This window comes from Alloalcanivorax venustensis (assembly GCF_047495515.1).
GTDB lineage: Bacteria > Pseudomonadota > Gammaproteobacteria > Pseudomonadales > Alcanivoracaceae > Alloalcanivorax > Alloalcanivorax venustensis.
The window spans coordinates 3,343,959-3,364,286 of the sequence record NZ_CP179934.1 but is presented as its reverse complement, the minus strand read 5'-3'; the positions used below and the strand labels follow the sequence as shown (position 1 = coordinate 3,364,286).

Here is a 20,328-nt window from a genome sequence, read left to right as displayed (position 1 = left end):
CGATATTAAGAGCCGCCATCATGCAATTCGTCGACGAAGCCACCATTGATGTCCGCGCCGGAAGCGGGGGGCACGGCTGCCTGAGCTTCCGTCGTGAAAAGTACGTGGAGTTCGGCGGCCCCGACGGGGGGGATGGCGGCGCCGGCGGACACGTGTACGTGGAGGCGGACACCAACCTGAACACCCTGGTGGATTACCGCTACGAGCGCTCGTTCAAGGCGCGCAACGGCGAGCCCGGCAAGGGTCGCCAGATGACCGGTAAATCCGCCGAGGACGTGGTGCTGAAAGTGCCGGTGGGCACCACCGTGGTGGACGTGGACACCGATGAGGTGCTCGCCGATCTGACCGCCGCCGACCAGAAGGTGATGGTGGCGCGGGGCGGCCGCGGCGGGCTCGGCAACGTGCACTTCAAAAGCAGCGTCAATCAGGCACCGCGCAAGACCACCAACGGCACGCCCGGTGAAAACCGGCGCCTGCGGCTGGAGCTCAAGGTGCTGGCGGACGTGGGCCTGCTGGGCATGCCCAACGCCGGCAAAAGCACCCTGATCCGCGCCATTTCCGCCGCCAAGCCCAAGGTGGCGGACTATCCCTTCACCACCCTGATCCCCAACCTGGGGGTGGTGAAGGCGGACCGCTACCGCAGCTTCGTGGTCGCCGATATTCCCGGCCTGATCGAGGGGGCCGCCGAGGGCGCCGGCCTGGGTATCCGCTTCCTGAAGCACTTGGCGCGCACCCGGTTGCTGCTGCATGTGGTGGACATGGCGCCCCTGGACGGCAACCCGGCGGACCACATCGACATCATCGCCGACGAGCTGGACCGGTTCTCCCCGGCGCTGGCGGAGCAGGAACGCTGGCTGGTGTTCAACAAGATCGACCTGTTGCCCGACGACGAGGCCGAGCAGCGGGTTGCTGAGATCGTCGCCGAGCTGGGCTGGCAGGGGCCGGTGTTCCGTCTTTCCGCCGCCGCCGGCGTGGGCTGCGAAGAACTGGTTTACGCGCTGATGAACGCCATCGAAGAGCGCCGTCTGCGCGAACAGGAAGACCCGGACTACGCCGCCGAGCAGCGGGAACTGCGCGCGCGCCTGGAAGAAGAGGCCCGCGAGAAGATCCAGGAAATCAAGCGGGACCGCCGCGCGGCCCGCGACAATGACGACGACGATGATGATGACGATCACGACGTGGAGATCGTCTACGAACCCTGATCGGGCATCACTTTACTGAAAGCGGGAAAGGCACCATGGCGCAACGCGCACGCTGGGTAATCAAAATTGGCAGCGCTCTGCTCACCAACGACGGCCGCGGCCTGGACCGGGACCTGATGCAGGTCTGGGTGGACCGCATGGTGGCCCTGCGCGAGCGCGGCATCGACGTCATGGTGGTGTCCTCCGGCGCGGTGGCCGAGGGCATGACCCGGCTGGGCTGGGCGCGCCGCCCGGATTCCGTGCATCAGCTGCAGGCCGCCGCCGCCGTCGGCCAAATGGGGCTGGTGCAGGCCTGGGAATCCTGCTTCCAGAAGCACCGGCTGCACACCGCCCAGGTACTGCTCACCCACGACGACCTCTCCGACCGCAAGCGCTACCTGAACGCGCGCAGCACCCTGCTGACGCTGCTGGGCTTTTCCGTGGTGCCGGTGGTCAACGAAAACGACACCGTGGTCACCGACGAGATCCGTTTCGGCGACAACGACACCCTGGCCGCCCTGGTGGCCAACCTGGTGGAAGCCGAGCGGCTGGTGATCCTCACCGACCAGGACGGCCTGTTCGACGCCGACCCCCGCCAGAACCCGGCGGCGCGCCTGATTCCCAGCGCCCGCGCCTCCGACCCGGCCCTGGCCGCCATGGCCGGCGGTGGCGGCTCCGGGCTGGGCCGTGGCGGCATGACCACCAAGGTGCGCGCCGCCGCGCTGGCGGCGCGCTCGGGCACCATGACCACCATCGCCTCCGGGCGCCGCCCGGAGGTGCTCACCGAGCTGGTCGACGGCCAGGCCCCGGGCACCACGCTGCTGCCGGACACCTCGCCGATGAACGCCCGCAAGCAGTGGCTGGCGGGGCATCTGCGCATGCGCGGCCGGCTGATTCTCGACGACGGCGCCGCCCGGCGGCTGCGCGAGGCCGGCTCCAGCCTGTTGCCGGTGGGGGTGGTGGATGTGTTCGGCCAGTTCTCGCGCGGTGAGATGGTGGCCTGCGAGGACCGGCACGGCGAGCGCGTGGCCTGCGGTCTGGTCAACTACGACGCCGCCGACGCCCGCCGCCTGTGCGGCAAGAAGAGCCACGAGATTGCCGACGTGCTGGGCTTTATGAACGAGGAAGAACTGATCCACCGGGACAATATGGTGGTGCTGTAGTCCGGAGGCGGATCTTCAGGCATAAAAAAACCGGCCAGAGGCCGGTTTTTTTAGCGAACGCGTTCGATCGATCAGGCCGCCATGGCCTTGATCTTGGCGTTCAGGCGGCTCTTATGACGAGCGGATTTGTTCGGGTGGAACTTACCCTTCTGGGTGGCCTTATCCAGCACCGAGGTCGCCTTTTGGTACGCTTGCTGAGCGGCGCCTTGGTCGCCGGACGCAATGGCCGCGTTCACCTTCTTGAGGTACGTACGCACCATGGAACGCATCGCTGCGTTGTGCTTACGACGCTGTTCCGCCTGACGCGCGCGCTTGCGTGCTTGCGGTGAGTTAGCCAAGGTCCTGCTCCTATATATAAATCGGTAATTCGATGGTGATAATCGATTAGGACCGGGCGGATGCTGCCATTGGCCGGTCCTGAAGACGCGCAACTATGCCGATCCGGGTGCGGATTGTCAATCCCCGGGGCGGGCCTGTGGCGGTGACGGCGGGCTTTGGTTACTCTTGGCCGGTTTTTCGGAGGCGCCGGGATGGACGAGCAGGAAACAGCGGGTAAAAAGGGCGGTTTGCTGGCTTCGACCCTGGTGGTGAGCAGCATGACGCTGCTGTCGCGGGTGCTGGGGCTGGTCCGCGACGTGGTGCTGGCACGGCTGCTGGGCGCCTCGGCGGGCACCGACGCTTTCTTCGTGGCGTTCCGCATCCCCAATTTCCTGCGCCGCCTGTTCGCCGAGGGCGCCTTCAACCAGGCCTTCGTGCCGGTGCTCAGCGAATACCGCACCCGCCAGCGTGACGAGGGCAGTGCGGCCGCCACCAAGGCGCTGATCGACCGGGTCGCCGGCACCCTGGGCGGCACCCTGGCGCTGATCACCCTGGTCGGGGTGCTGGCGGCGCCGCTGCTGATCTGGCTGTTCGCCCCGGGCTTCGGCGACGACCCGCACAAGCGCGCCCTGGCGGTGGAAATGCTGCGGCTCACCTTCCCGTACCTGTTTTTCATCTCGCTGACCGCCTTCGCCGGCGCCATTCTCAACACCTGGAACCGCTTCGCGGTGCCCGCCTTCACCCCGGTGCTGCTCAATCTCAGCCTGATCGGCAGCGCCCTCTACCTGGCGCCGCAGTTCGCCGAGGGGCGCATGGCGGTGGCGCTGGCCTGGGGCGTGCTGATCGCCGGCACCGTGCAGTTGCTGTTCCAGCTACCGTTCCTGGCCCGTCTCAATTTGATGCCGGTGCCGCGCATGGCCTGGCGCGACGAAGGCGTGCGCCGCATCCTGCGCCTGATGGCGCCGGCCATGTTCGGGGTGTCGGTGAGCCAGATCAATCTGCTGCTGGACACGGTGCTGGCGTCCCTGTTGCAGACCGGCTCGGTGACCTGGCTGTACTACTCCGACCGGCTGGTGGAGTTGCCCCTGGGCGTGTTCGCCATCGCCATCGGCACGGTGATCCTGCCCAGCCTGTCCGGCAAGCACGCCGGGGACGATCCGCAAGCGTTCAGCCGCACCCTGGACTGGGCGCTGAAACTGGTGCTGCTGATCGGCGTGCCGGCGGCGCTGGCGCTGGCGGTGATCGCCGAGCCGCTGCTGGCGACCCTGTTCAACCACGGCGAGTTCGGCGCCAACGACGTGCTGCGCTCGGCGGAATCCCTGCGCGCCTACAGCGCCGGGCTGGTGGCGTTCATGCTGATCAAGATTCTGGCGCCGGGCTATTTCGCCCGCCAGGACACCCGCACGCCGGTGAAAATCGGCATTATCGCCATGGTCGCCAACATGGCCCTGAACCTGGCGTTGATCTGGCCGCTTCAGCACGCCGGCCTGGCGCTGGCGACCTCGCTGTCCGCCTGGCTCAACGCCGGTCTGCTTTATATAGGGTTGCGCCGCGGCGGCGTGTACCGGCCGATGAAGGGCTGGTGGCAGCACGGCCTGCGGCTGGCTCTGGCCGGCGGTGCCATGGCCGGGGCGATCTACTGGCTGGCACGGCAGGCCACGGTGTGGCTGAATGGGGCGCTGTGGGATCGCATCCTCTGGCTGGGCCTGATCGTGGTGGCGGGATTGGCGGTTTATCTGCTCGCCTTGCTGATTCTTGGCCTCAGACCTCGCCACTTGCGCCGATGATTCCTATAATCGGCCCTCTTTTCTCCCGCGTGCCGGCATAAAGCCGGCCGGGCGGGAACCTGACGAGGGCGGAATGCGACTGATTCGCGGCATTCACAATCTGCGGGCGAGCCACCGGGGCTGCGTCGCCACCATCGGCAACTTCGATGGCGTCCATCTGGGGCATCAACGGATTCTCGATCAGGTGATCGACGAGGCCAGGGCGCGTGGCAAGCTGGCCACGGTGATGCTGTTCGAACCTCAGCCGCAGGAATTTTTCTGCCCGGACCAGGCACCGGCGCGGCTTAACAGCCTGCGTGACAAGTTGATCGCGCTGCGCGACTACGGCGTCGATCAGGTGTTGTGCGCCCGGTTCAACGAGTCGTTCCGCAGCCTCACCGCCGAGGCGTTCGTGCGCGATCTGCTGGTCGAGGGCCTGGGCATCGACTACCTGGTGGTGGGTGATGACTTCCGTTTCGGCCGTGGCCGTGACGGTGATTTCGATTACCTGAAGCAGGCCGGCGAGCGGTTCGGTTTTCAGGTCACCGACACGCCGACCTGCGAAGTCGACGGCGAGCGGGTGTCCAGCACGCGGGTACGCGCGGCGCTGGAGCAGGGGAATTTCCGCCTGGCCGAGCGCCTGCTGGGTCGCCCTTATACGATCAGCGGCCGCGTGCGCCACGGCGACAAGCTGGGCCGCACCCTGGATGTGCCGACGGTGAATCTGGCTCTGAAGCGGCCGGTTTCGCCGCTGCACGGGGTGTTCGCGGTGCGGGTGTCCGGCGCCGGCCTCGAGGGCCATCCGGGCGCGGCCAATATGGGCACGCGGCCGTCGGTGGACGGCCAGGAAAACCGCCTGGAAGTGCATCTGCTCAATTTTCAGGGTGATCTGTACGACGCGCACCTGAGCGTCGCGTTTCATCATTTCGTGCGGCCGGAAGAGAAATTCGACGGCCTCGACGAACTCAAGGCCGCCATGTGGCGGGATCTGGAACAGGTACAAGCCTTTTTGGACCAAGACGACGGACTATGACGGATTACAAGGCGACGCTTAATCTTCCCCACACCGACTTCCCGATGAAGGCCGGTCTGTCCCAGCGCGAACCCAAGCGTCTGGACCAATGGCAGCAGCGCGATCTGTACCGCCGGATTCGCGAAGCGTCCGCCGGACGTCCCAAGTTCATCCTTCACGATGGCCCCCCGTACGCCAACGGCGACATTCATATCGGCCACGCGGTGAACAAGATCCTCAAGGACATCATCGTCAAGGCGCGCACCCTGGACGGCTACGATGCCCCCTATGTGCCCGGCTGGGACTGCCATGGCCTGCCCATCGAGCTGAAGGTGGAGCAGAAGGTGGGCAAGGCCGGCCACAAGGTGGACGCCGCCACCTTCCGCAAGAAGTGCCGGGAGTTCGCCGCCAAGCAGGTGGCAGGCCAGAAGCGTGACTTCCAGCGCCTGGGTGTGTTCGGGGACTGGGACAGCCCCTACCTGACCATGGACTACGACACCGAGGCGAACATCATCCGCGCGCTCGGCAAGATCGCCGCCGGTGGCCACCTGACCAAGGGCTTCAAGCCGGTGCACTGGTGCCTGGACTGCGCCTCCGCCCTGGCGGAAGCGGAAGTGGAATACCAGGACAAGCAGTCGCCGGCCATCGACGTGGCGTTCGCCGTCACCGACCCGGCGGATTTCAACAGCCGCACCGGCGTCGAGGCCGCATCCCCGGCCCTGGTGATCTGGACCACCACGCCCTGGACGCTGCCCGCCAACCGGGCGGTGGCGGTGCATCCGGAGCTGGATTATGTGCTGCTCAGCGGTGAGCAGAACGGCGCCGCCGTGGCACTGGTGGTGGCCGAAGATCTGGCGGACACCGTCAGCGAGCGCTTCGCGCTCACCGGCGCCGAGCGGTCCGCGTCGTTCAAGGGCGCGGCCCTGGAACACCTCACCCTGCGGCACCCGTTCCTGGACCGCCAGGTGCCGGTGATTCTTGGTGACCACGTCACCACCGACGCCGGTACCGGCTGCGTGCATACCGCGCCGGGCCACGGTGAAGACGACTTTATCGTCGGCAAGCAGTACGGCCTGGAAGTGGACAGCCCGGTGCAGGACAACGGCCTGTTCCGGGAGGACCTGCCGGTGGTCGGCGGCCTGCACGTGAGCAAGGCCAACCAGCCGGTGATCGACGCCCTCAAGGAAGGCGGCACCCTGGTGGCGCTGGAGACCATCACCCACAGCTACCCGCACTGCTGGCGCCACAAGACGCCGATCATTTTCCGCAGCACCGCCCAGTGGTTCATCCCCATGAGCGAGGGCGGCCTGCTGGCCCAGGCCCGCGCCGAAGTGGACAAGGTGCAGTGGTTGCCGGAGTGGGGCAAGGCGCGCATCGAAGGCATGCTGCGCGACCGCCCGGACTGGTGTATCTCCCGGCAGCGCACCTGGGGCGTGCCGATCGCCCTGTTCGTGGACCGCGCCACCTCCGAACCGCACCCGGACACGCCGCGGTTGATCGAGGAAGTGGCCAAGCGTGTAGAGCAGAACGGCATCGACGCCTGGTTCGACCTGGAGGCCGAGGAGCTGCTCGGCGACGACGCGGAGCGCTACACCAAGGTCACCGACATCCTCGACGTCTGGTTCGACTCCGGCGTGACCCACTACTCGGTGCTCGAGCAGCGCGACGAGCTGGCGGTGCCCGCCGACCTCTACCTGGAAGGCTCCGACCAGCACCGCGGCTGGTTCCAGTCCTCGCTGCTGACCAGCACCGCGATCCGTGACGCGGCGCCCTATAAAAGCGTGCTCACCCACGGCTTCACGGTGGACGAGCAGGGCCGCAAGATGTCCAAGTCGATCGGTAACGTGATCGCCCCGCAGGAAGTGTGGAACGACCTGGGCGCGGACATCCTGCGCCTGTGGGTGGCGGCCACCGATTACCGCGGTGAGATGAGCGTGTCCAAGAACATTCTCAAGCAGATGGCGGACAGCTATCGCCGCATCCGCAACACCGCCCGCTTCCTGCTCTCCAACCTGAACGGCTTCGACCCGCAGCGCGACGCGGTGGCCCCGGACGACATGATCGCTCTGGACCGCTGGGCGGTGGGCCGCGCCGACGCCTTGCAGGCGGAGCTGCGCGAGCTGTACGACGGCTATCATTTCCATCTGGTTTACCAGCGCCTGCACAACTTCTGCGGCAACGAGCTGGGCGGCTTCTACCTGGACATCATCAAGGACCGCCAGTACACCACGCCGGCGGATTCGCTGGCGCGGCGCTCCTGCCAGACCGCGCTCTATCACATCGCCCAGGCCCTGGTGCGCTGGATGGCGCCGATCCTCAGCTTCACCGCCGAGGAAATCTTCGAGCTGCTGCCCGGCGAGCGCCCCGACTCCGTGTTCCTGACCACCTGGTACGACGGCCTCTTCCCGCCGGCGGACGACGCGGACATGGATCTGGCGTTCTGGGAGCAGGTGCAGGCCGTCAAGCAGGCGGTCAACAAGGCCATCGAAGAGGCCCGCAACCGCAAGGAACTGCGCGCCAACCTGGCCGCCGACGCCACCCTCTACGTGGACGAGCGGCTGGCCGGCCTGCTCGGTCGCCTGGGCGATGAGCTGCGCTTCGTCACCATCACCTCCACCGCCACCCTGGCGCCACTGGCGGACGCTCCGGCGGAGCTGCCGGACAGCGCCGTGGCCGGGCTCAAAGTGCAGGTGGCGCCGTCGCCGCACGACAAATGCGTGCGCTGCTGGCACCACCGCCCGGACATCGGCACGCACCCCGAGCACCCGGAGCTGTGCGGCCGCTGCGTGACCAACCTGGACGGTGACGGCGAGGAACGCCACTATGCGTGAGCAACAAGGCGCCCAGAGCCAACTGGTCTGGCTGTGGCTCACCGGCCTGATGATCGTGCTGGATCAGGTCAGCAAGCACTGGGTGGTGGCCCGTTTCGACCTCTATGAGCGGCTGGAGGTGCTGCCGTTCTTCAGCCTGACCCTGGCCTACAACTCCGGGGCCGCGTTCAGCTTTCTGGCCGGCGCCGGCGGCTGGCAACGCTGGTTCTTCGCCGCCGTGGCGGTGATCGCCGTGGTGCTGATCCTGGGCTGGATGCGCAAACTGCGTGACGAGCGCATGCAGGGCGCCGCTCTGGCACTGATCCTCGGCGGCGCCGTCGGCAACCTCTACGACCGGGTGGTGCTCGGCCATGTGGTCGACTTTCTCGACTTCTATTGGGGCGATTACCACTTCCCGGCCTTTAATATCGCCGATACCGCCATCACTATTGGGGCAGCCTTGATCATTCTCGACATGCTGCTGGGAGGCCGTCGCGGCCATGACTGACACCTTGCGCGCGGGTCCGCAGACCCGCATCACCCTGCATTTCGCCGTGCGTCTGATGGACGGCACCGAAATGGACAGCACCTACGGCGGCGAGCCGGCCGCCTTCTCCTGGGGTGACGAATCCCTGCTGCCCGGCTTCGAGCGCGCTATCCTCGGCCTCAAGGCCGGCGACAAGCGCAGCGTCTTCATCGACGCCGCCTCCGGCTTCGGTGAATACAACGAACAGAACCGGCAGCACTTCAAGCGCAGCACCTTCAGCGCCGACGACGTGGAAGTGGGCACGGTGATGAATTTCGCCGATGCCGCCGGCGCCGAACTGCCCGGCGTGATCGCCGAACTGGACGACGACTGGGTCACCGTGGACTTCAATCACCCGCTGGCCGGCCGCGACCTCACCTTCGAGGTGGAGATCATCAACGTCGAGCACGACGCCCCGGAGCAGGCCGTCCGCCTGAACTGACCTTCTGGCCGGCCACCGCTGGTGGCGCGTATACTCAGGATACATTTCAAGCAGGTTCCGATATGCAAATCCGTCTCGCCAACCCCCGTGGCTTCTGCGCCGGCGTCGATCGGGCCATCGATATCGTCAATCGGGCCCTGGACGTGTTCGGGCCGCCGGTCTATGTGCGCCACGAAGTGGTCCATAACCGCTACGTGGTGGACGGCCTGCGCGAGCGCGGCGCGGTGTTCGTCGACGAGCTGGAGGAAGTGCCCGACGACGCCATCGTTATCTTCAGCGCCCACGGCGTCTCCAAGGCGGTGCAGGACGAGGCCGAGCAGCGCGCCCTGCAGGTGTTCGACGCCACCTGCCCGCTGGTCACCAAGGTGCACATGGAGGTGATTCGCTACGCCCAGGAAGGCCGCGAGGCGATTCTGATCGGCCACCAGGGCCACCCGGAAGTGGAAGGCACCATGGGCCAGTACGACACCAGCAAGGGCGGGCGCATGTATCTGGTGGAAGACGAGGCCGACGTGGCCCGCCTGGAAGTCACCGACCCGGACAATCTGGCGTTCGTCACCCAGACCACCCTGAGCGTGGACGACACCGCCCGCATCATCGACGCCCTGCGCCAGCGCTTCCCCAATATCCTCGGCCCCAAGCGCGAAGATATCTGCTACGCCACCACCAACCGCCAGGACGCGGTGCGCCAGCTCGCTCTGGAATGCCAGCTGGTGCTGGTGGTGGGGTCGGTGAACAGCTCCAACTCCAACCGCCTGCGCGAACTGGCCGAGCGCTGCGGCACCCCCGCCCACCTGCTCGACGACCCGGCCATGATCGACCCGGCCTGGCTCAAGGGTAAGAAGGCCGTGGGCGTCACCGCCGGCGCCAGCGCCCCCGAGGAGCTGGTCCACCAGGTGATCGCCCGCCTGCGCGAACTGGGCGGCGAAGACGCCCACGAGATCCCCGGCCGCGAAGAGAACATCCGCTTTTCCATGCCCCGCGCCCTGCGGGCCTGATCCCTCCGCTCCCTGGAAGCCGCTGTCCCCACCGCCCGCCCGGGGCGAGTGGGGCGGCTTGTCCGCGTGCCGCGCTTGCCATGTAAAAGACTGGCTCTATAGCTAATGAAAAAGTGCGAATAGCGTCACAGCCTATCTTCGTAAAAACCCCCGCTTATCAACCGCTTATGCCGTTTATTGCCGCCAAGTGACCGCTCGTCTAAGTCTCATTGTCGACGGTTTTACAATTGCTAGAGTGTCTGCTCACAAGAATGAAAGTGGAGTGCATCGTGGTGTCTGACACCCGGTTCGGAAGCGGGGGCTTTACCCTTATTGAGTTGATGCTAACGCTGGCTCTGGTGGCGATCGTCCTCGGTTTCGGAGTGCCTAGCATGACCCAGTTAATACGAAGCAATCAGGTGATCAACCAAACCAATAGCGTTCTGGGTGGCATTCAACTGGCGCGGGCCGAGGCCGTTAAACGGGGTGTCGGCATGGCCGTGTGCGGCAGCAGCGATCAGGCTTCATGCGACGGACAGTGGGGCCAGGGGTGGCTTGTCTACGAAGATTCCGACGGCTCCGGGTCCCCGACCTCCACCAACATTGTCCGTGTGGCCGACGGCAGCGCGGAGGTGGATAACACCAGCGGGGGCGTGGTGCGCTTCGATCACCAGGGTCTGCGCCGCGATACGTCGGAGGCTACCGTGACGATCAAGCGCAGTGCTTGCGGCTCCGAGAAAGCCCGGCAGATCAGTATTGCGAGAGGCGGCAGAGCGGCTTCGGAGAAGGTGTCATGTTGAGTCGGCGGCGATATCACGGACGCGGTTTTACCCTGATAGAAGTGCTCGTAACCATGCTCATTCTGTCAATCGGTTTGATGGGGATGGCGGGGTTGCAAGCGGTCAGTCTGAAGATGAATCAGAGCGCGCACTTATCCTCCCAGGCCACCTTTCTGGCCTACGACATCATTGACCGAATGCGCGCCAACCGCAGCGCCGCCCTGAAAGGCGATTATGAGATGACGTTGGGATGCACCGCGCCTACGGCCACCGGGGTCGTGCAAGACGATCTCGAAAACTGGCTGGAGACGCTTTGCGGTATCGAGGGGGAACAAAGCGCGCCGGGCGTCCTGCCGCAGGGTGACGACGGGAAAACCGGTGCGGAGATCGAAGTGGATGACGAAGGGCGGGTTGTCGTGACTCTCGCCTGGTACGACGCCCGCTGGCAGGAGCAGGGCGATAACGGCGAGGAAGACGCCGATCCGATCAAAACCGTCCGTGTCAGTGCAGAACTATAGGAGCTCCCCATTGTGACCCTGTTATCAAGGCAAAGACGTCAGGCCGGCATCGGGCTTGTGGAGATCATGGTCGCACTGGTCGTCAGCTCTCTGCTGATCGGCGGGTTGATACAGATCTTCAGCAGCAACAAGCAGGCTTATGTTCTTCAGGACGAAATGTCGCGTCTTCAGGAAAACGGTCGTTTTGCCTTCCATTTTTTGATGAAAGATCTGCGAATGGCGGGCTACTTCGGTTGCCGTAACAATGTTCCGGTCCAGAATAATCTGGACAGCAGCAGTAGCGATTACGATTTTTCCTATGATTTCGCCGGTTCCCCGCTGATGGCTTACAACGCCAACGACAGCGGAGGATGGAGTCCGGCGTTGCCGGCCTCCATTCAGGCCTTGGAGCCGCTCCCTGGCAATGACATCGTGTTGATCCGCAGCGCGGACGCCAGTTCGGTAAGCCTTACGCCTCCCTACCAGTCCGGCGACGCCAGCAAAGCCAGTATTCATCTGGAGAAGGGCCATGGTCTAAGTAAAGGAGACATCGCGGTGGTGTCCGATTGCTCTCAAGCAACTGTGGTGCAGATTACTGGCGAAGGCGGTGGTGGAACGTCCGCAGCCGTCACCAATAATACTGGCAACTCGGCATCCCCGGGGAACACGACGTCATCGCTGGGTCATAACTATGGCCAGGGTGCCATCATTTCCAAAATCCAAAGTAACGTTTTTTACGTGGCTAACAACGTAGCAGGCGTGCCATCTCTATTCCGGAAAAAGCTGACTGCCGGCGAGAACGCGGAAGAGCTGGTCGCGGGCGTGGATCAGCTCAGTTTTCGTTATGGCCTGGATAGCAATGAAGATCGCGAGCTGGACAGCTACACCGAGGCGCCTACAACGTCGCAACTCAACAGGATTATGGCTGTTCGGACATCCATGCTTCTGCGCGGGGAGCGCCAGAATATCGTCGACGGTGAGCAAGGGTTTGTTCTCGATGGTGACGTCATAAACCGTGACGACGGAAGGCTTCGGTACGTGATGAGCAGCACGGCCACGGTGCGGAACCGAGCACCTTAAACCGAATATCCGAACGACATAACGAAGAGAAAGACCATGAAGAAGCAGGTGCGTTTCCATACACATCAGAGCGGGGCTGCGCTGGTAATCGGCCTGATACTGCTTCTGGTGATGACCTTGCTCGGAGTGACCGCGATGCGAGGAACGACATTACAGGAACGAATGTCCGGCGCACTGTCTGATCAAAACACCGCGTTTCAGGCCGCGGAGACCGCGCTGCGTCAAGGCGAGAGTGTTCTAAGCTCGATTACGGCTCCCAATTTCAACGCAACCGGATGGTATGACCAGGGTGACGGTAAGACACGACCGGATTGGCCGGATAACGCCTCCGATCCCGGCGATACCGGCGACGGTGTCGTGACCTACAGCGTCTCTTCCGGTGGTGGTACCGGCCAGGATATGGAATGGAGCGAGCCACCCGAGTTTTATATCGAGAGGATGCCGCCCGTTGTGATTACAGGCTCATCCGGTGCCTCTAAGGCGATCGGTGACGGTACGGTCAAAGAAGAATATGAGCTTTACCGCGTTGTGGCGCGCGGGTTTGGCAAAAATCAGACAACAGTGGCGATAGTGGAAAGCATATACCGCCGTTGAGCAGGAACTATAACCCTTTGGGGGTAATGTGATGAACGGAGTAAAACTAAACCGTCGTTTTCTTCACGTTGGTATATTCGTGGCGGCGATACTGGCTACAGGGCATCTGCGCGCAGACGTTTCCATCTCGCAGATTCCGCTGTTCGTCATCGGTGGCGTAAGCCCGAACCTCATGTTTGTTCTGGATGACTCTGGGTCCATGACCTGGGGGTTCATGCCCGATGAACTGGTTGGGGACTATGCTAACGGCAGTTACATTGGTGTCTGCGAAGAACGGTTTGAGTTCGGAGCCGAGAATGGACGTAATGGCTGGGAGAACACGCTTTGCGCGATTGATATCGATGACCTGAGATATCTTGCCTCGCCTTATATGAATAATCAGTATTTTGATCCGGACAAGAACTATCGGCCGCCACCGAGACCTGACGGCACCTCCTACCCCGGCGCCGATTTCACCAATGCCCCGACTAACGGCTACGACGATAACTCGGATACCGTCGATTTGCGCAGTAACTATCGTGCCGTTATGGACGATTATTTCTACTATGGTAATTACGACGGCTATAACTGTGGCTGGAACGGCTGCAGCGAAGATGGCTTTTCCGTTAGTCCGAACGGCGAGGCGAGAAGTGCATTCTATTACATGTATGATGGGGAACTGCAGAACTGTGATTCCAACCGGTTTGATGATGATTGTTATAAACTAATAACGGTTTCAGAGCAGGAAAAGCAGAACTTCGCCAACTGGTTCAGTTATTACCGGACACGCATGATGACGGCAAAAGCGGGCGTCGGCATCGCGTTTTCCGAGCAGCCGGAATCGCTGCGCGTGGGCTTCGGCACCATCAACCAGAGCTCTCACAATGTCGACGGGCAGAATACAGGTACGCTGCGTCGCGGCGTTCGTAATTTTCAGGGTGATGACCGCGATGAGTTCTTCCGGCTTCTTTATGATTCCGAACCAAACGGTAGCACACCCCTGAGAGGCGCGCTCAAGGACGTGGGGGAGTATTACGAGCGGAGCGACAGCCAGGGGCCCTGGAGCAGCACGCCGGGTTCGGGTGGCGGCAGCGATTACGCCTGCCGGAGAAGTTTCTCTGTTTTGATGACCGATGGCTATTACGGTGGAAACAGCCCTGGTGTCGGCAATACGGACAACGAAGCGGGCCAGGTGATTACCGGGCCTGGTGGGAAAAGCTATCAGTACGATCCGGCCGTCACGCCACTGTACAGGGACGGGCACAGCAATACCCTGGCTGATGTGGCCATGGACTACTGGAAACGTGATCTGCGCACCGACATGGACAATATCGTCGGCACCGACGAGCGCGATCCGGCCTTCTGGCAGCACATGGTGACCTACGGTGTCGGTCTCGGCGTCGATGGGGGCCTTCCTTCTATAGAAACTCTGGCTAAAGAACCTGATGAAACCGTTGACTGGCCCGATCCTAACAGCGGCAATTCGGCCAAGATCGATGACTTGCTCCATGCTGCGGTGAATGGTCGGGGTGAGTTCTTCGGCGCCGACGATCCGGAGACTTTTACCCGCGAAATGACCTCCATGCTGTCCGACATCGTCAATAGAGGGACCGGCTCATCGTCGTCCATTGCCGCTAATTCGACCCGGCTGGACACAGACAGCGCTATCTACCAGGCGCTGTTTGACAGCGACAGCTGGGAGGGCGATCTGGTTTCCTACGAGGTGAACACCGATGGTGAGATAGAGGGTGTTGGTTGGAAGGCCGCGAGCCAGCTGGATAAAGCCAGCGATGACGACATTATGAACGTTAATGGGTCCAGAGAAATTTACACTTACTTTGATGACCCCACCGATAATCTTGACCCCGTACTCACGGAGTTCTTCTGGAATAATTTGTCCGCCGACCAGAAAGATGCGCTGGATGGTGCCGACAACAATGCCACTCTTGGTCAGCAGCGCGTCAGATACCTGCGCGGTGACCGGCGCTTGGAGCAGCGTAACGGTGGCGCGTTCCGTAATAGAGATTCCCGTCTGGGCGACATCATTAATTCCAATCCGGCGTTCAGTGGTTCGGAGGGCTACGGCTATCAGTTGCTGCCCAACGAGGCGGGCCGTAAGTACACCACTTATCTCGACGATAAGGAAAACCGTAATGAAATGATCTACGTTGGCGCCAACGATGGCATGCTGCATGCGTTCGACGCCGACGATGGCGATGAGGTCTTTGCCTATATCCCGAGCATGCTTTTCGACAAGCTGCCAGCGCTTACCGACCCCAATTACGCCCACAGCTTCTATGTGGACGGCGCGCCGATCGTTACCGATGCGTATATCGGCGGCGGCTGGAAGACCGTTCTGATCGGAAGCCTCAACGCCGGCGGCAAGGGCCTTTTCGCGCTTGATATCAGTAATCCGGACAATCCCACACTGATGTGGGAATTCACCCATCCGGAGCTCGGAGAGGGTGTGAAAGAAGTCTCGGTGGTTCCGGTTAATGAAAGTGCCTCCGAGTGGCACGTTGTCTTTGGTAACGGCTATAACAGTGACAGCGGCAAAGCCGCGCTGTTCGCCCTGGATCTTTCGGACGGCTCGCTGGTTGGTGATGCGCCGGTTACGGTCGGTACCAGCACTGAGAACGGAATGGCCGGTGTCACTGCCATCAACAGCGGTGACGGCTATTTCGCGAATGTCATATACGCCGGCGATCTGCGTGGTAACCTTTGGAAGTTCGAGCCTGGTAACAACGGCTGGAAATCCGCTTTCGGAAACGCCAACAGTCCCGATCCCATGTTCATCGCCACCGATGGAAGCAATCGTCAGCCGATCACGTCACGCCCGGAAGTGACCGTCACCGAAAATGATCAGAATGTAGTGGTCTTCGGCACCGGGAAGTACCTGGAGAACGGCGACGTCAGCGATACCAGCGTTCAAAGCCTGTATGGCATTTTCGATGACGACCTAAAAGGCACCGTGAGTCGGGGTGATCTCCTGGAGCAGCGGATTAACTCCGAAGGGGAACTGACCATCAGTGGTGAGTCGCGCCCCTACCGGATCTTCTCCGATAATGAAATATCTGATGGTGATGCTGGCTGGCGTATCGATCTGATATCGCCGAACACCGGCAGCGAGGGCGAGCGTGTCGTGGTTCGCCCCACCATTCGTGGTGAAGCCGTTGTGTTCGTGTCTCTTATTCCTTCCGCAAGCCCTTGTGACGGCGGCGGCAGCAGTTGGTTGATCGCCATTAGTAAGAATAATGGAGGTCAGATCGACGGCGGTGTCATTGACGTCAACGAGGATGGGAAGATCGATGAAGAGGACTATGTCAACGACGGCGGCGTTAAAGTGCCTGCCTCTTCAATCGGCTTTGACAGCATTTTGAGCCGCGTTAATTTCATCAGTGGTGCGGCGAATGTCGATCAGGGTTATGGCAGCACCTCGGATGGCGATATAGCCAGGGTTGGCCTGAAGGGCCTGGGTGGCTTGCTGGGCCGACAATCCTGGCGGCAGCTGCGCTGAACAGTGAAGCGCCGGCTCCGCATCTTGGAGCCGGCTCATGCACCGGATGGGTTATGAAAAAAACCATGCAATCTCACAAACAGGTTGGGTTCACGCTGATCGAACTTATGATCGTGGTGGTCATTGTGGCGATTCTTGCCGCTGTCGCTTACCCCAGCTATCAAGAGCAGGTTGAGCGTGGCCGATTGGCGGAAGGGAAAGCCGTACTGACCCAGGCGGCCACACGAATGGAGCGCTGCTATTCCACCAAGGGCACCTATAAAAACTGCATTTCGTCGGCCGTGGACTCAGAGACAGGTATGTATGCAGTATCGGTGAAAGCCCCAGCGGCGGATAACACCTTCACTCTGGTGGCGACACGAAAGAAGGCAACGGGCGCGAATCAGTGCGGCAACCTGACGCTTACCCAGACAGGTAAGACTGATGTGGAAAGCGCCACCAAAACCGCGGCCGAATGCTGGCGCTGATATGGTGCCTGCGTCCTCTCTGTAAGCCACCCCACAAGATCATTTCCGAAAACGCCGACAGACTCTGTCGGCGTCCTCTTATTGTGACTCTCTCCCCATCATTTAGTCTGAAGGGTAAGCGTCCGGCCATCACACCTTGTCAGTGATGGTCGGTTTCCAGTTGTGCGGCAGGAGTTCGCCGATGGCGCTGTTCTTCTGCGTCGGCAGGCGAGCCAGCACATCCTTCAGATAGACGTAGGGATCGTGACCGTTCAGCTTCGCCGATTGGATCAGACTCATCACGGCGGCGGCACGCTGGCCGCTGCGCAGTGAGCCCGCGAACAGCCAGTTGTTGCGTCCCAGCGCCCAGGGCCGGATCTGATTTTCCACCCGGTTGTTGTCGATCGGCACCGCGCCGTCGTCCAGGTAGCGCGTCAGCGCCGCCCAGCGTTTCAGGCTGTAGCCCAACGCTTTCGCCGTGCCCGACCCGTCCGGGACTTTCTGCCGCTGCGCGATCATCCATCGGTGCAGTGCGTCAGCGATGGGCCGGGCTTGTTCGTGTCTTAACCGCTGTCGGTCTTGATCGGACAGGTCCTTGAGGTCCCGCTCGATGCCGTACAGCGCGCCGATGGACTCCAACGCCTGGGCGGCCAGTTCACTCTTATTGGCCACGTGCAGGTCGTGGAACTTGCGACGGGCATGCGCCAGGCAGCCGATCTCGGTAATGCCCTCGCCGAAGCCCGCCTTGTAGCCGGCGTAGTCGTCACAGACCAGCTTGCCCCGCCAGTCGCCCAGGAAGGCGCGGGCGTGTTCGCCCGCCCGACCCGGGGCGAAGTCGTAGACCGTGGCCTTCAGGTCGGCGAACGGCGTACTGCAGTAAGCCCACACATAGGCCCGGTGGGTTTTCTTCTTGCCGGGGGCCAGCATGGCCACCGGGGTCTCGTCGGCGTGCAGCACCGGCTGGGCCAGCAGTGTGGCGCGCAGGGCATCCACCAGAGGCTGCAACCGTACACCGCAGGTGCCCACCCACTCGGCCAGGGTGGAGCGTGGGATCGTCAGCCCCGCCCGGCCGAAGATGCGTTCCTGGCGGTACAGGGGCAGATGGTCGGCGTACTTGGCCACCAGCACCTGGGCCAACAGCCCGGCAGTGGGGATGCCTTTGTCGATCACTTGTGCCGGCACCGGCGCCTGGATCAGCGTCTCGCACTGCTCGCAGGCCCACTTGCCACGGATGTGGCGCTCCACCGTGAACTCGCCGGGCACATAGTCCAGCTTCTCGCTGACGTCCTCGCCGATGCGTTTGAGCGCACAGCCACAACGGCATTGCGTGTTCTCGGGTTCGTGGTGGATCAGGGTGCGGGGCAGTTGTGGCGGCAGTGGCGCGCGCTTGGGCTGTTGCTTGGGTGCAGCGGTGGGCGCCTCGGCGGGCAGGCGCTCGCTCAGCTCCGTTTCCATGGCAGCCAGGTCGGCGTCGATCAGTTCTTCCAGCAGTTGCCCTTGCACGCCTTTGAACTGCTCGCTGCGGCGGGCGAACTTGTGGCGCTTGAGCAGCGCCAACTCGTGGTTTTGTTTCTCGATCACCGCGTCGCGGTGGCGGATGGCGGTATCTTGCTGGGTGAGGGCCCGGTCCTTACTCTCCAAGTGATCGAACAGTTCCGTGGCCAGAGCACGGAGTTGATCGGCGGAGAAGGCATTGAGGTCGGGGCGCGAAGTCATGGCGAACAGTATGCCAAGCCCGCGCCCGATCGGCGATTGGATGTTGGGCGTATAGCCAACAGGAACGGGGTGTGGTTACAGCACCGAGATCACGGCGTCGTTGCCCAGGCGCTGCCAGGGCAGGCCCTGCACCAGGGCGTCGAGCTGCTCGTCGGTCAGGCGTAACTGGTCACCGCGCCAAGCGTCCCCCCAGTGGAACTTGCCCCGATGGAGCCGGCGGGCGCACAGCCAGATGCCGAAGCCATCGTGGATCAGCACCTTCATGCGGTTGCCCCGGCGGTTGGCGAACAGGTAAGCCTGGTGCGGCTTCGCCGCACCGAACACCTGGATCACCCGGGCGAGGGCCTTGTCCGGCCCGGCGCGCATGTCCAGCGGCTCGGTGGCCAGCCAGATCTCGTCGATGCGGATCATCGCAGCAACTCGCGCAACAGGGCCAGGCACTGATGGGCCTGTTCGGCGGGCCACTCCACCACAACAGGCCCACCCGCGCGAGGCACTTCGATACGGATGCGGCTATCCTGACCGTTGGTTCGGGAGCGCTCGCCCGGACTCGACGCGGCCGGCAGGGACAAAGGCATAAACCCAGGTGACGCTGTTGCCTGGTCGGCTTGCTCGGCTTCACGGATCCAGCGGCGGAGCAGGTTAGCATTGAGTTGGTTGTCCAGGGCGATGCGGGAAACGGACACGCCGGGCTCCTGACAGGCGGCCACGATATGGGTCTTGAACTCACGGGAGAAGTGGCGGCGACGTCGGGGCTGAGGTTGGGGCTGAGGTACGCTTAAAGGGTCCATGGTAAGTGTCCACTAGGAATTAAGTGGACACTATCGTGAAGACCGCCATCATCGACTCAAGATGGGTTTGCCGGACGCTTACTCTGAAGGCACCTTCCATACACAAGGATGTGAGTGATGGGTGTAGTAAAGCGGACCCCGAACAGGGGACTTCAGGGCTTTACGCTAGTCGAACTGCTTACCACGGTCTTGGTTGTCGCTGTATTGCTGGTCATGGTGGCCCCTTCCATGAGCGCGCTGATAAAGCGGAATAGTCTGGTGGCATTGCATGGGAGCTTGCGCGCTTCGCTGAGTGTGGCGCGGACCCAGGCGGTTGAGACCGGGCAGGCTGTCTCGGTCTGCCCTATGGGTCGCAACGGTGGATGTGCTTTCCCTTCCGGCGACTGGTCGCGGGGATGGATGGTGTTCGAGGACCCGGACCATACTGGCCGTTGTGATAATCCGGCTAAGACGGGTTTTTGCCATGGAACACGGAACCGGGTTCTCGAAATCCGCTCTCCTGTGAAACCGGGCTACGTCATACGCAGTAACCACCACGTTTCCCGGCGGGTACGTTTCGCCGCTACCGGGATGAGCTACGGGCACAATGGACGGTTCACGCTGTGCGCCCTGAGCGGTGCGGTACAGCCCGTTGGTCTGGTGGTGGCGGCTACCGGCAGGGTGCGTCGTGCCCGTGGCTCTGATTTACTCCCGTGCCCCTAGGCGGAGCGGTGAGGAGGACGAGCCTGTGTTAT

General features: G+C 62.8%; 19 protein-coding genes and 1 pseudogene. 16 read left to right on the top strand and 4 right to left on the bottom strand.

Annotated features, from left to right (window positions below; genetic code table 11):
* Window positions 1-20 precede the first annotated feature (20 nt).
* Window positions 21-1,202 (top strand): Obg family GTPase CgtA, encoded by a 1,182-nt coding sequence (cgtA, locus tag ACMG4O_RS15720; protein WP_414434127.1) that lies wholly within the window; start codon window positions 21-23, stop codon window positions 1,200-1,202.
* A gap of 35 nt (window positions 1,203-1,237) precedes the next feature.
* Window positions 1,238-2,344 carry a glutamate 5-kinase gene (gene proB, locus ACMG4O_RS15715; protein ID WP_214012268.1) on the top strand — a complete coding sequence of 369 codons (1,107 nt, stop codon included), beginning with the start codon at window positions 1,238-1,240 and terminating at the stop codon, window positions 2,342-2,344.
* Window positions 2,345-2,415: 71 nt separating this feature from the next.
* On the opposite strand, the gene rpsT is transcribed toward proB, so the two are convergent.
* Window positions 2,416-2,682: a 30S ribosomal protein S20 gene (rpsT, locus tag ACMG4O_RS15710; protein WP_067608555.1), complete on the bottom strand. Its 267-nt coding sequence runs from the start codon at window positions 2,680-2,682 to the stop codon at window positions 2,416-2,418.
* Window positions 2,683-2,874: 192 nt separating this feature from the next.
* Between rpsT and murJ the strand changes: the two genes are divergently transcribed.
* From murJ to ACMG4O_RS15645, 13 genes and pseudogenes are all read left to right on the top strand, one after another.
* A complete protein-coding gene (gene murJ, locus ACMG4O_RS15705; RefSeq protein WP_370203082.1) occupies window positions 2,875-4,449 on the top strand; it encodes a murein biosynthesis integral membrane protein MurJ in 1,575 nt (524 codons plus the stop codon).
* A 73-nt stretch (window positions 4,450-4,522) separates the two neighbouring features.
* On the top strand, window positions 4,523-5,461 hold the full coding sequence (gene ribF, locus ACMG4O_RS15700; protein ID WP_142949783.1) for a bifunctional riboflavin kinase/FAD synthetase: 939 nt from the start codon (window positions 4,523-4,525) through the stop codon (window positions 5,459-5,461).
* On the top strand, window positions 5,458-8,271 hold the full coding sequence (gene ileS, locus ACMG4O_RS15695; protein ID WP_414434126.1) for an isoleucine--tRNA ligase: 2,814 nt from the start codon (window positions 5,458-5,460) through the stop codon (window positions 8,269-8,271). The genes ribF and ileS overlap by 4 nt, the downstream gene beginning before the upstream one ends.
* On the top strand, window positions 8,264-8,758 hold the full coding sequence (gene lspA, locus ACMG4O_RS15690; RefSeq protein WP_414434125.1) for a signal peptidase II: 495 nt from the start codon (window positions 8,264-8,266) through the stop codon (window positions 8,756-8,758). Before ileS ends, lspA begins: the two co-directional genes overlap by 8 nt.
* Window positions 8,751-9,218, top strand: coding sequence for an FKBP-type peptidyl-prolyl cis-trans isomerase (fkpB, locus tag ACMG4O_RS15685; protein ID WP_142949780.1), 468 nt, complete (start codon window positions 8,751-8,753; stop codon window positions 9,216-9,218). Before lspA ends, fkpB begins: the two co-directional genes overlap by 8 nt.
* Window positions 9,219-9,280: 62 nt before the next feature.
* A complete protein-coding gene (ispH, locus tag ACMG4O_RS15680) occupies window positions 9,281-10,216 on the top strand; it encodes a 4-hydroxy-3-methylbut-2-enyl diphosphate reductase (RefSeq protein ID WP_194856327.1) in 936 nt (311 codons plus the stop codon).
* Between the two features lie 251 nt (window positions 10,217-10,467).
* A pseudogene (locus ACMG4O_RS15675) lies at window positions 10,468-10,575 on the top strand (Tfp pilus assembly protein FimT/FimU); the annotation flags it as partial.
* 12 nt (window positions 10,576-10,587) lie between these two features.
* Window positions 10,588-10,995, top strand: coding sequence for a GspH/FimT family protein (locus ACMG4O_RS15670; RefSeq protein ID WP_228548085.1), 408 nt, complete (start codon window positions 10,588-10,590; stop codon window positions 10,993-10,995).
* Window positions 10,989-11,492 (top strand): type IV pilus modification protein PilV, encoded by a 504-nt coding sequence (gene pilV / locus ACMG4O_RS15665; protein ID WP_194856325.1) that lies wholly within the window; start codon window positions 10,989-10,991, stop codon window positions 11,490-11,492. Before ACMG4O_RS15670 ends, pilV begins: the two co-directional genes overlap by 7 nt.
* Window positions 11,493-11,504: 12 nt before the next feature.
* Window positions 11,505-12,551 carry a PilW family protein gene (locus tag ACMG4O_RS15660; RefSeq protein WP_194856324.1) on the top strand — a complete coding sequence of 349 codons (1,047 nt, stop codon included), beginning with the start codon at window positions 11,505-11,507 and terminating at the stop codon, window positions 12,549-12,551.
* Window positions 12,552-12,587: 36 nt separating this feature from the next.
* On the top strand, window positions 12,588-13,145 hold the full coding sequence (locus ACMG4O_RS15655; RefSeq protein WP_194856323.1) for a pilus assembly PilX family protein: 558 nt from the start codon (window positions 12,588-12,590) through the stop codon (window positions 13,143-13,145).
* A gap of 31 nt (window positions 13,146-13,176) precedes the next feature.
* Complete coding sequence (locus tag ACMG4O_RS15650; RefSeq protein ID WP_414434124.1) at window positions 13,177-16,641, top strand: pilus assembly protein; 3,465 nt, start codon at window positions 13,177-13,179, stop codon at window positions 16,639-16,641.
* A 53-nt stretch (window positions 16,642-16,694) separates the two neighbouring features.
* The gene (locus tag ACMG4O_RS15645) at window positions 16,695-17,108 is read left to right on the top strand and encodes a type IV pilin protein (protein WP_323745375.1); all 414 of its coding nucleotides are present in this window, start codon (window positions 16,695-16,697) and stop codon (window positions 17,106-17,108) included.
* Between the two features lie 129 nt (window positions 17,109-17,237).
* Here the strand turns inward: ACMG4O_RS15645 and tnpC are convergent, their stop codons facing one another.
* The 3 genes from tnpC to tnpA all read right to left on the bottom strand — a co-directional run bounded on the left by tnpC (window position 17,238) and on the right by tnpA (window position 19,594).
* Window positions 17,238-18,803 carry an IS66 family transposase gene (tnpC, locus tag ACMG4O_RS15640; protein WP_414434123.1) on the bottom strand — a complete coding sequence of 522 codons (1,566 nt, stop codon included), beginning with the start codon at window positions 18,801-18,803 and terminating at the stop codon, window positions 17,238-17,240.
* A 75-nt stretch (window positions 18,804-18,878) separates the two neighbouring features.
* The gene (gene tnpB / locus ACMG4O_RS15635; protein ID WP_414433628.1) at window positions 18,879-19,214 is read right to left on the bottom strand and encodes an IS66 family insertion sequence element accessory protein TnpB; all 336 of its coding nucleotides are present in this window, start codon (window positions 19,212-19,214) and stop codon (window positions 18,879-18,881) included.
* The gene (gene tnpA, locus ACMG4O_RS15630; protein ID WP_414433629.1) at window positions 19,211-19,594 is read right to left on the bottom strand and encodes an IS66-like element accessory protein TnpA; all 384 of its coding nucleotides are present in this window, start codon (window positions 19,592-19,594) and stop codon (window positions 19,211-19,213) included. Before tnpA ends, tnpB begins: the two co-directional genes overlap by 4 nt.
* Before the next feature lie 117 nt (window positions 19,595-19,711).
* Between tnpA and ACMG4O_RS15625 the strand changes: the two genes are divergently transcribed.
* On the top strand, window positions 19,712-20,296 hold the full coding sequence (locus ACMG4O_RS15625) for a GspH/FimT family pseudopilin (RefSeq protein WP_194856343.1): 585 nt from the start codon (window positions 19,712-19,714) through the stop codon (window positions 20,294-20,296).
* The last annotated feature ends 32 nt before the right edge of the window (window positions 20,297-20,328 follow it).

What these genes read in the sequence shown, in the direction of transcription:
- proB (WP_214012268.1), top strand. Translation starts at nt 1,238, where the DNA reads ATGGCGCAACGCGCACGCTGGGTAATCAAAATTGGCAGCGCTCTGCTC.
- ileS (WP_414434126.1), top strand. Translation starts at nt 5,458, where the DNA reads ATGACGGATTACAAGGCGACGCTTAATCTTCCCCACACCGACTTCCCG.
- murJ (WP_370203082.1), top strand. Translation starts at nt 2,875, where the DNA reads ATGGACGAGCAGGAAACAGCGGGTAAAAAGGGCGGTTTGCTGGCTTCG.
- tnpC (WP_414434123.1), bottom strand. Translation starts at nt 18,803, where the DNA reads ATGACTTCGCGCCCCGACCTCAATGCCTTCTCCGCCGATCAACTCCGT.
- ispH (WP_194856327.1), top strand. Translation starts at nt 9,281, where the DNA reads ATGCAAATCCGTCTCGCCAACCCCCGTGGCTTCTGCGCCGGCGTCGAT.
- ACMG4O_RS15655 (WP_194856323.1), top strand. Translation starts at nt 12,588, where the DNA reads ATGAAGAAGCAGGTGCGTTTCCATACACATCAGAGCGGGGCTGCGCTG.
- ribF (WP_142949783.1), top strand. Translation starts at nt 4,523, where the DNA reads ATGCGACTGATTCGCGGCATTCACAATCTGCGGGCGAGCCACCGGGGC.
- tnpB (WP_414433628.1), bottom strand. Translation starts at nt 19,214, where the DNA reads ATGATCCGCATCGACGAGATCTGGCTGGCCACCGAGCCGCTGGACATG.
- tnpA (WP_414433629.1), bottom strand. Translation starts at nt 19,594, where the DNA reads ATGGACCCTTTAAGCGTACCTCAGCCCCAACCTCAGCCCCGACGTCGC.
- fkpB (WP_142949780.1), top strand. Translation starts at nt 8,751, where the DNA reads ATGACTGACACCTTGCGCGCGGGTCCGCAGACCCGCATCACCCTGCAT.
- ACMG4O_RS15670 (WP_228548085.1), top strand. Translation starts at nt 10,588, where the DNA reads ATGACCCAGTTAATACGAAGCAATCAGGTGATCAACCAAACCAATAGC.
- ACMG4O_RS15625 (WP_194856343.1), top strand. Translation starts at nt 19,712, where the DNA reads ATGGGTGTAGTAAAGCGGACCCCGAACAGGGGACTTCAGGGCTTTACG.
- lspA (WP_414434125.1), top strand. Translation starts at nt 8,264, where the DNA reads ATGCGTGAGCAACAAGGCGCCCAGAGCCAACTGGTCTGGCTGTGGCTC.
- pilV (WP_194856325.1), top strand. Translation starts at nt 10,989, where the DNA reads ATGTTGAGTCGGCGGCGATATCACGGACGCGGTTTTACCCTGATAGAA.
- ACMG4O_RS15645 (WP_323745375.1), top strand. Translation starts at nt 16,695, where the DNA reads ATGAAAAAAACCATGCAATCTCACAAACAGGTTGGGTTCACGCTGATC.
- ACMG4O_RS15650 (WP_414434124.1), top strand. Translation starts at nt 13,177, where the DNA reads ATGAACGGAGTAAAACTAAACCGTCGTTTTCTTCACGTTGGTATATTC.
- cgtA (WP_414434127.1), top strand. Translation starts at nt 21, where the DNA reads ATGCAATTCGTCGACGAAGCCACCATTGATGTCCGCGCCGGAAGCGGG.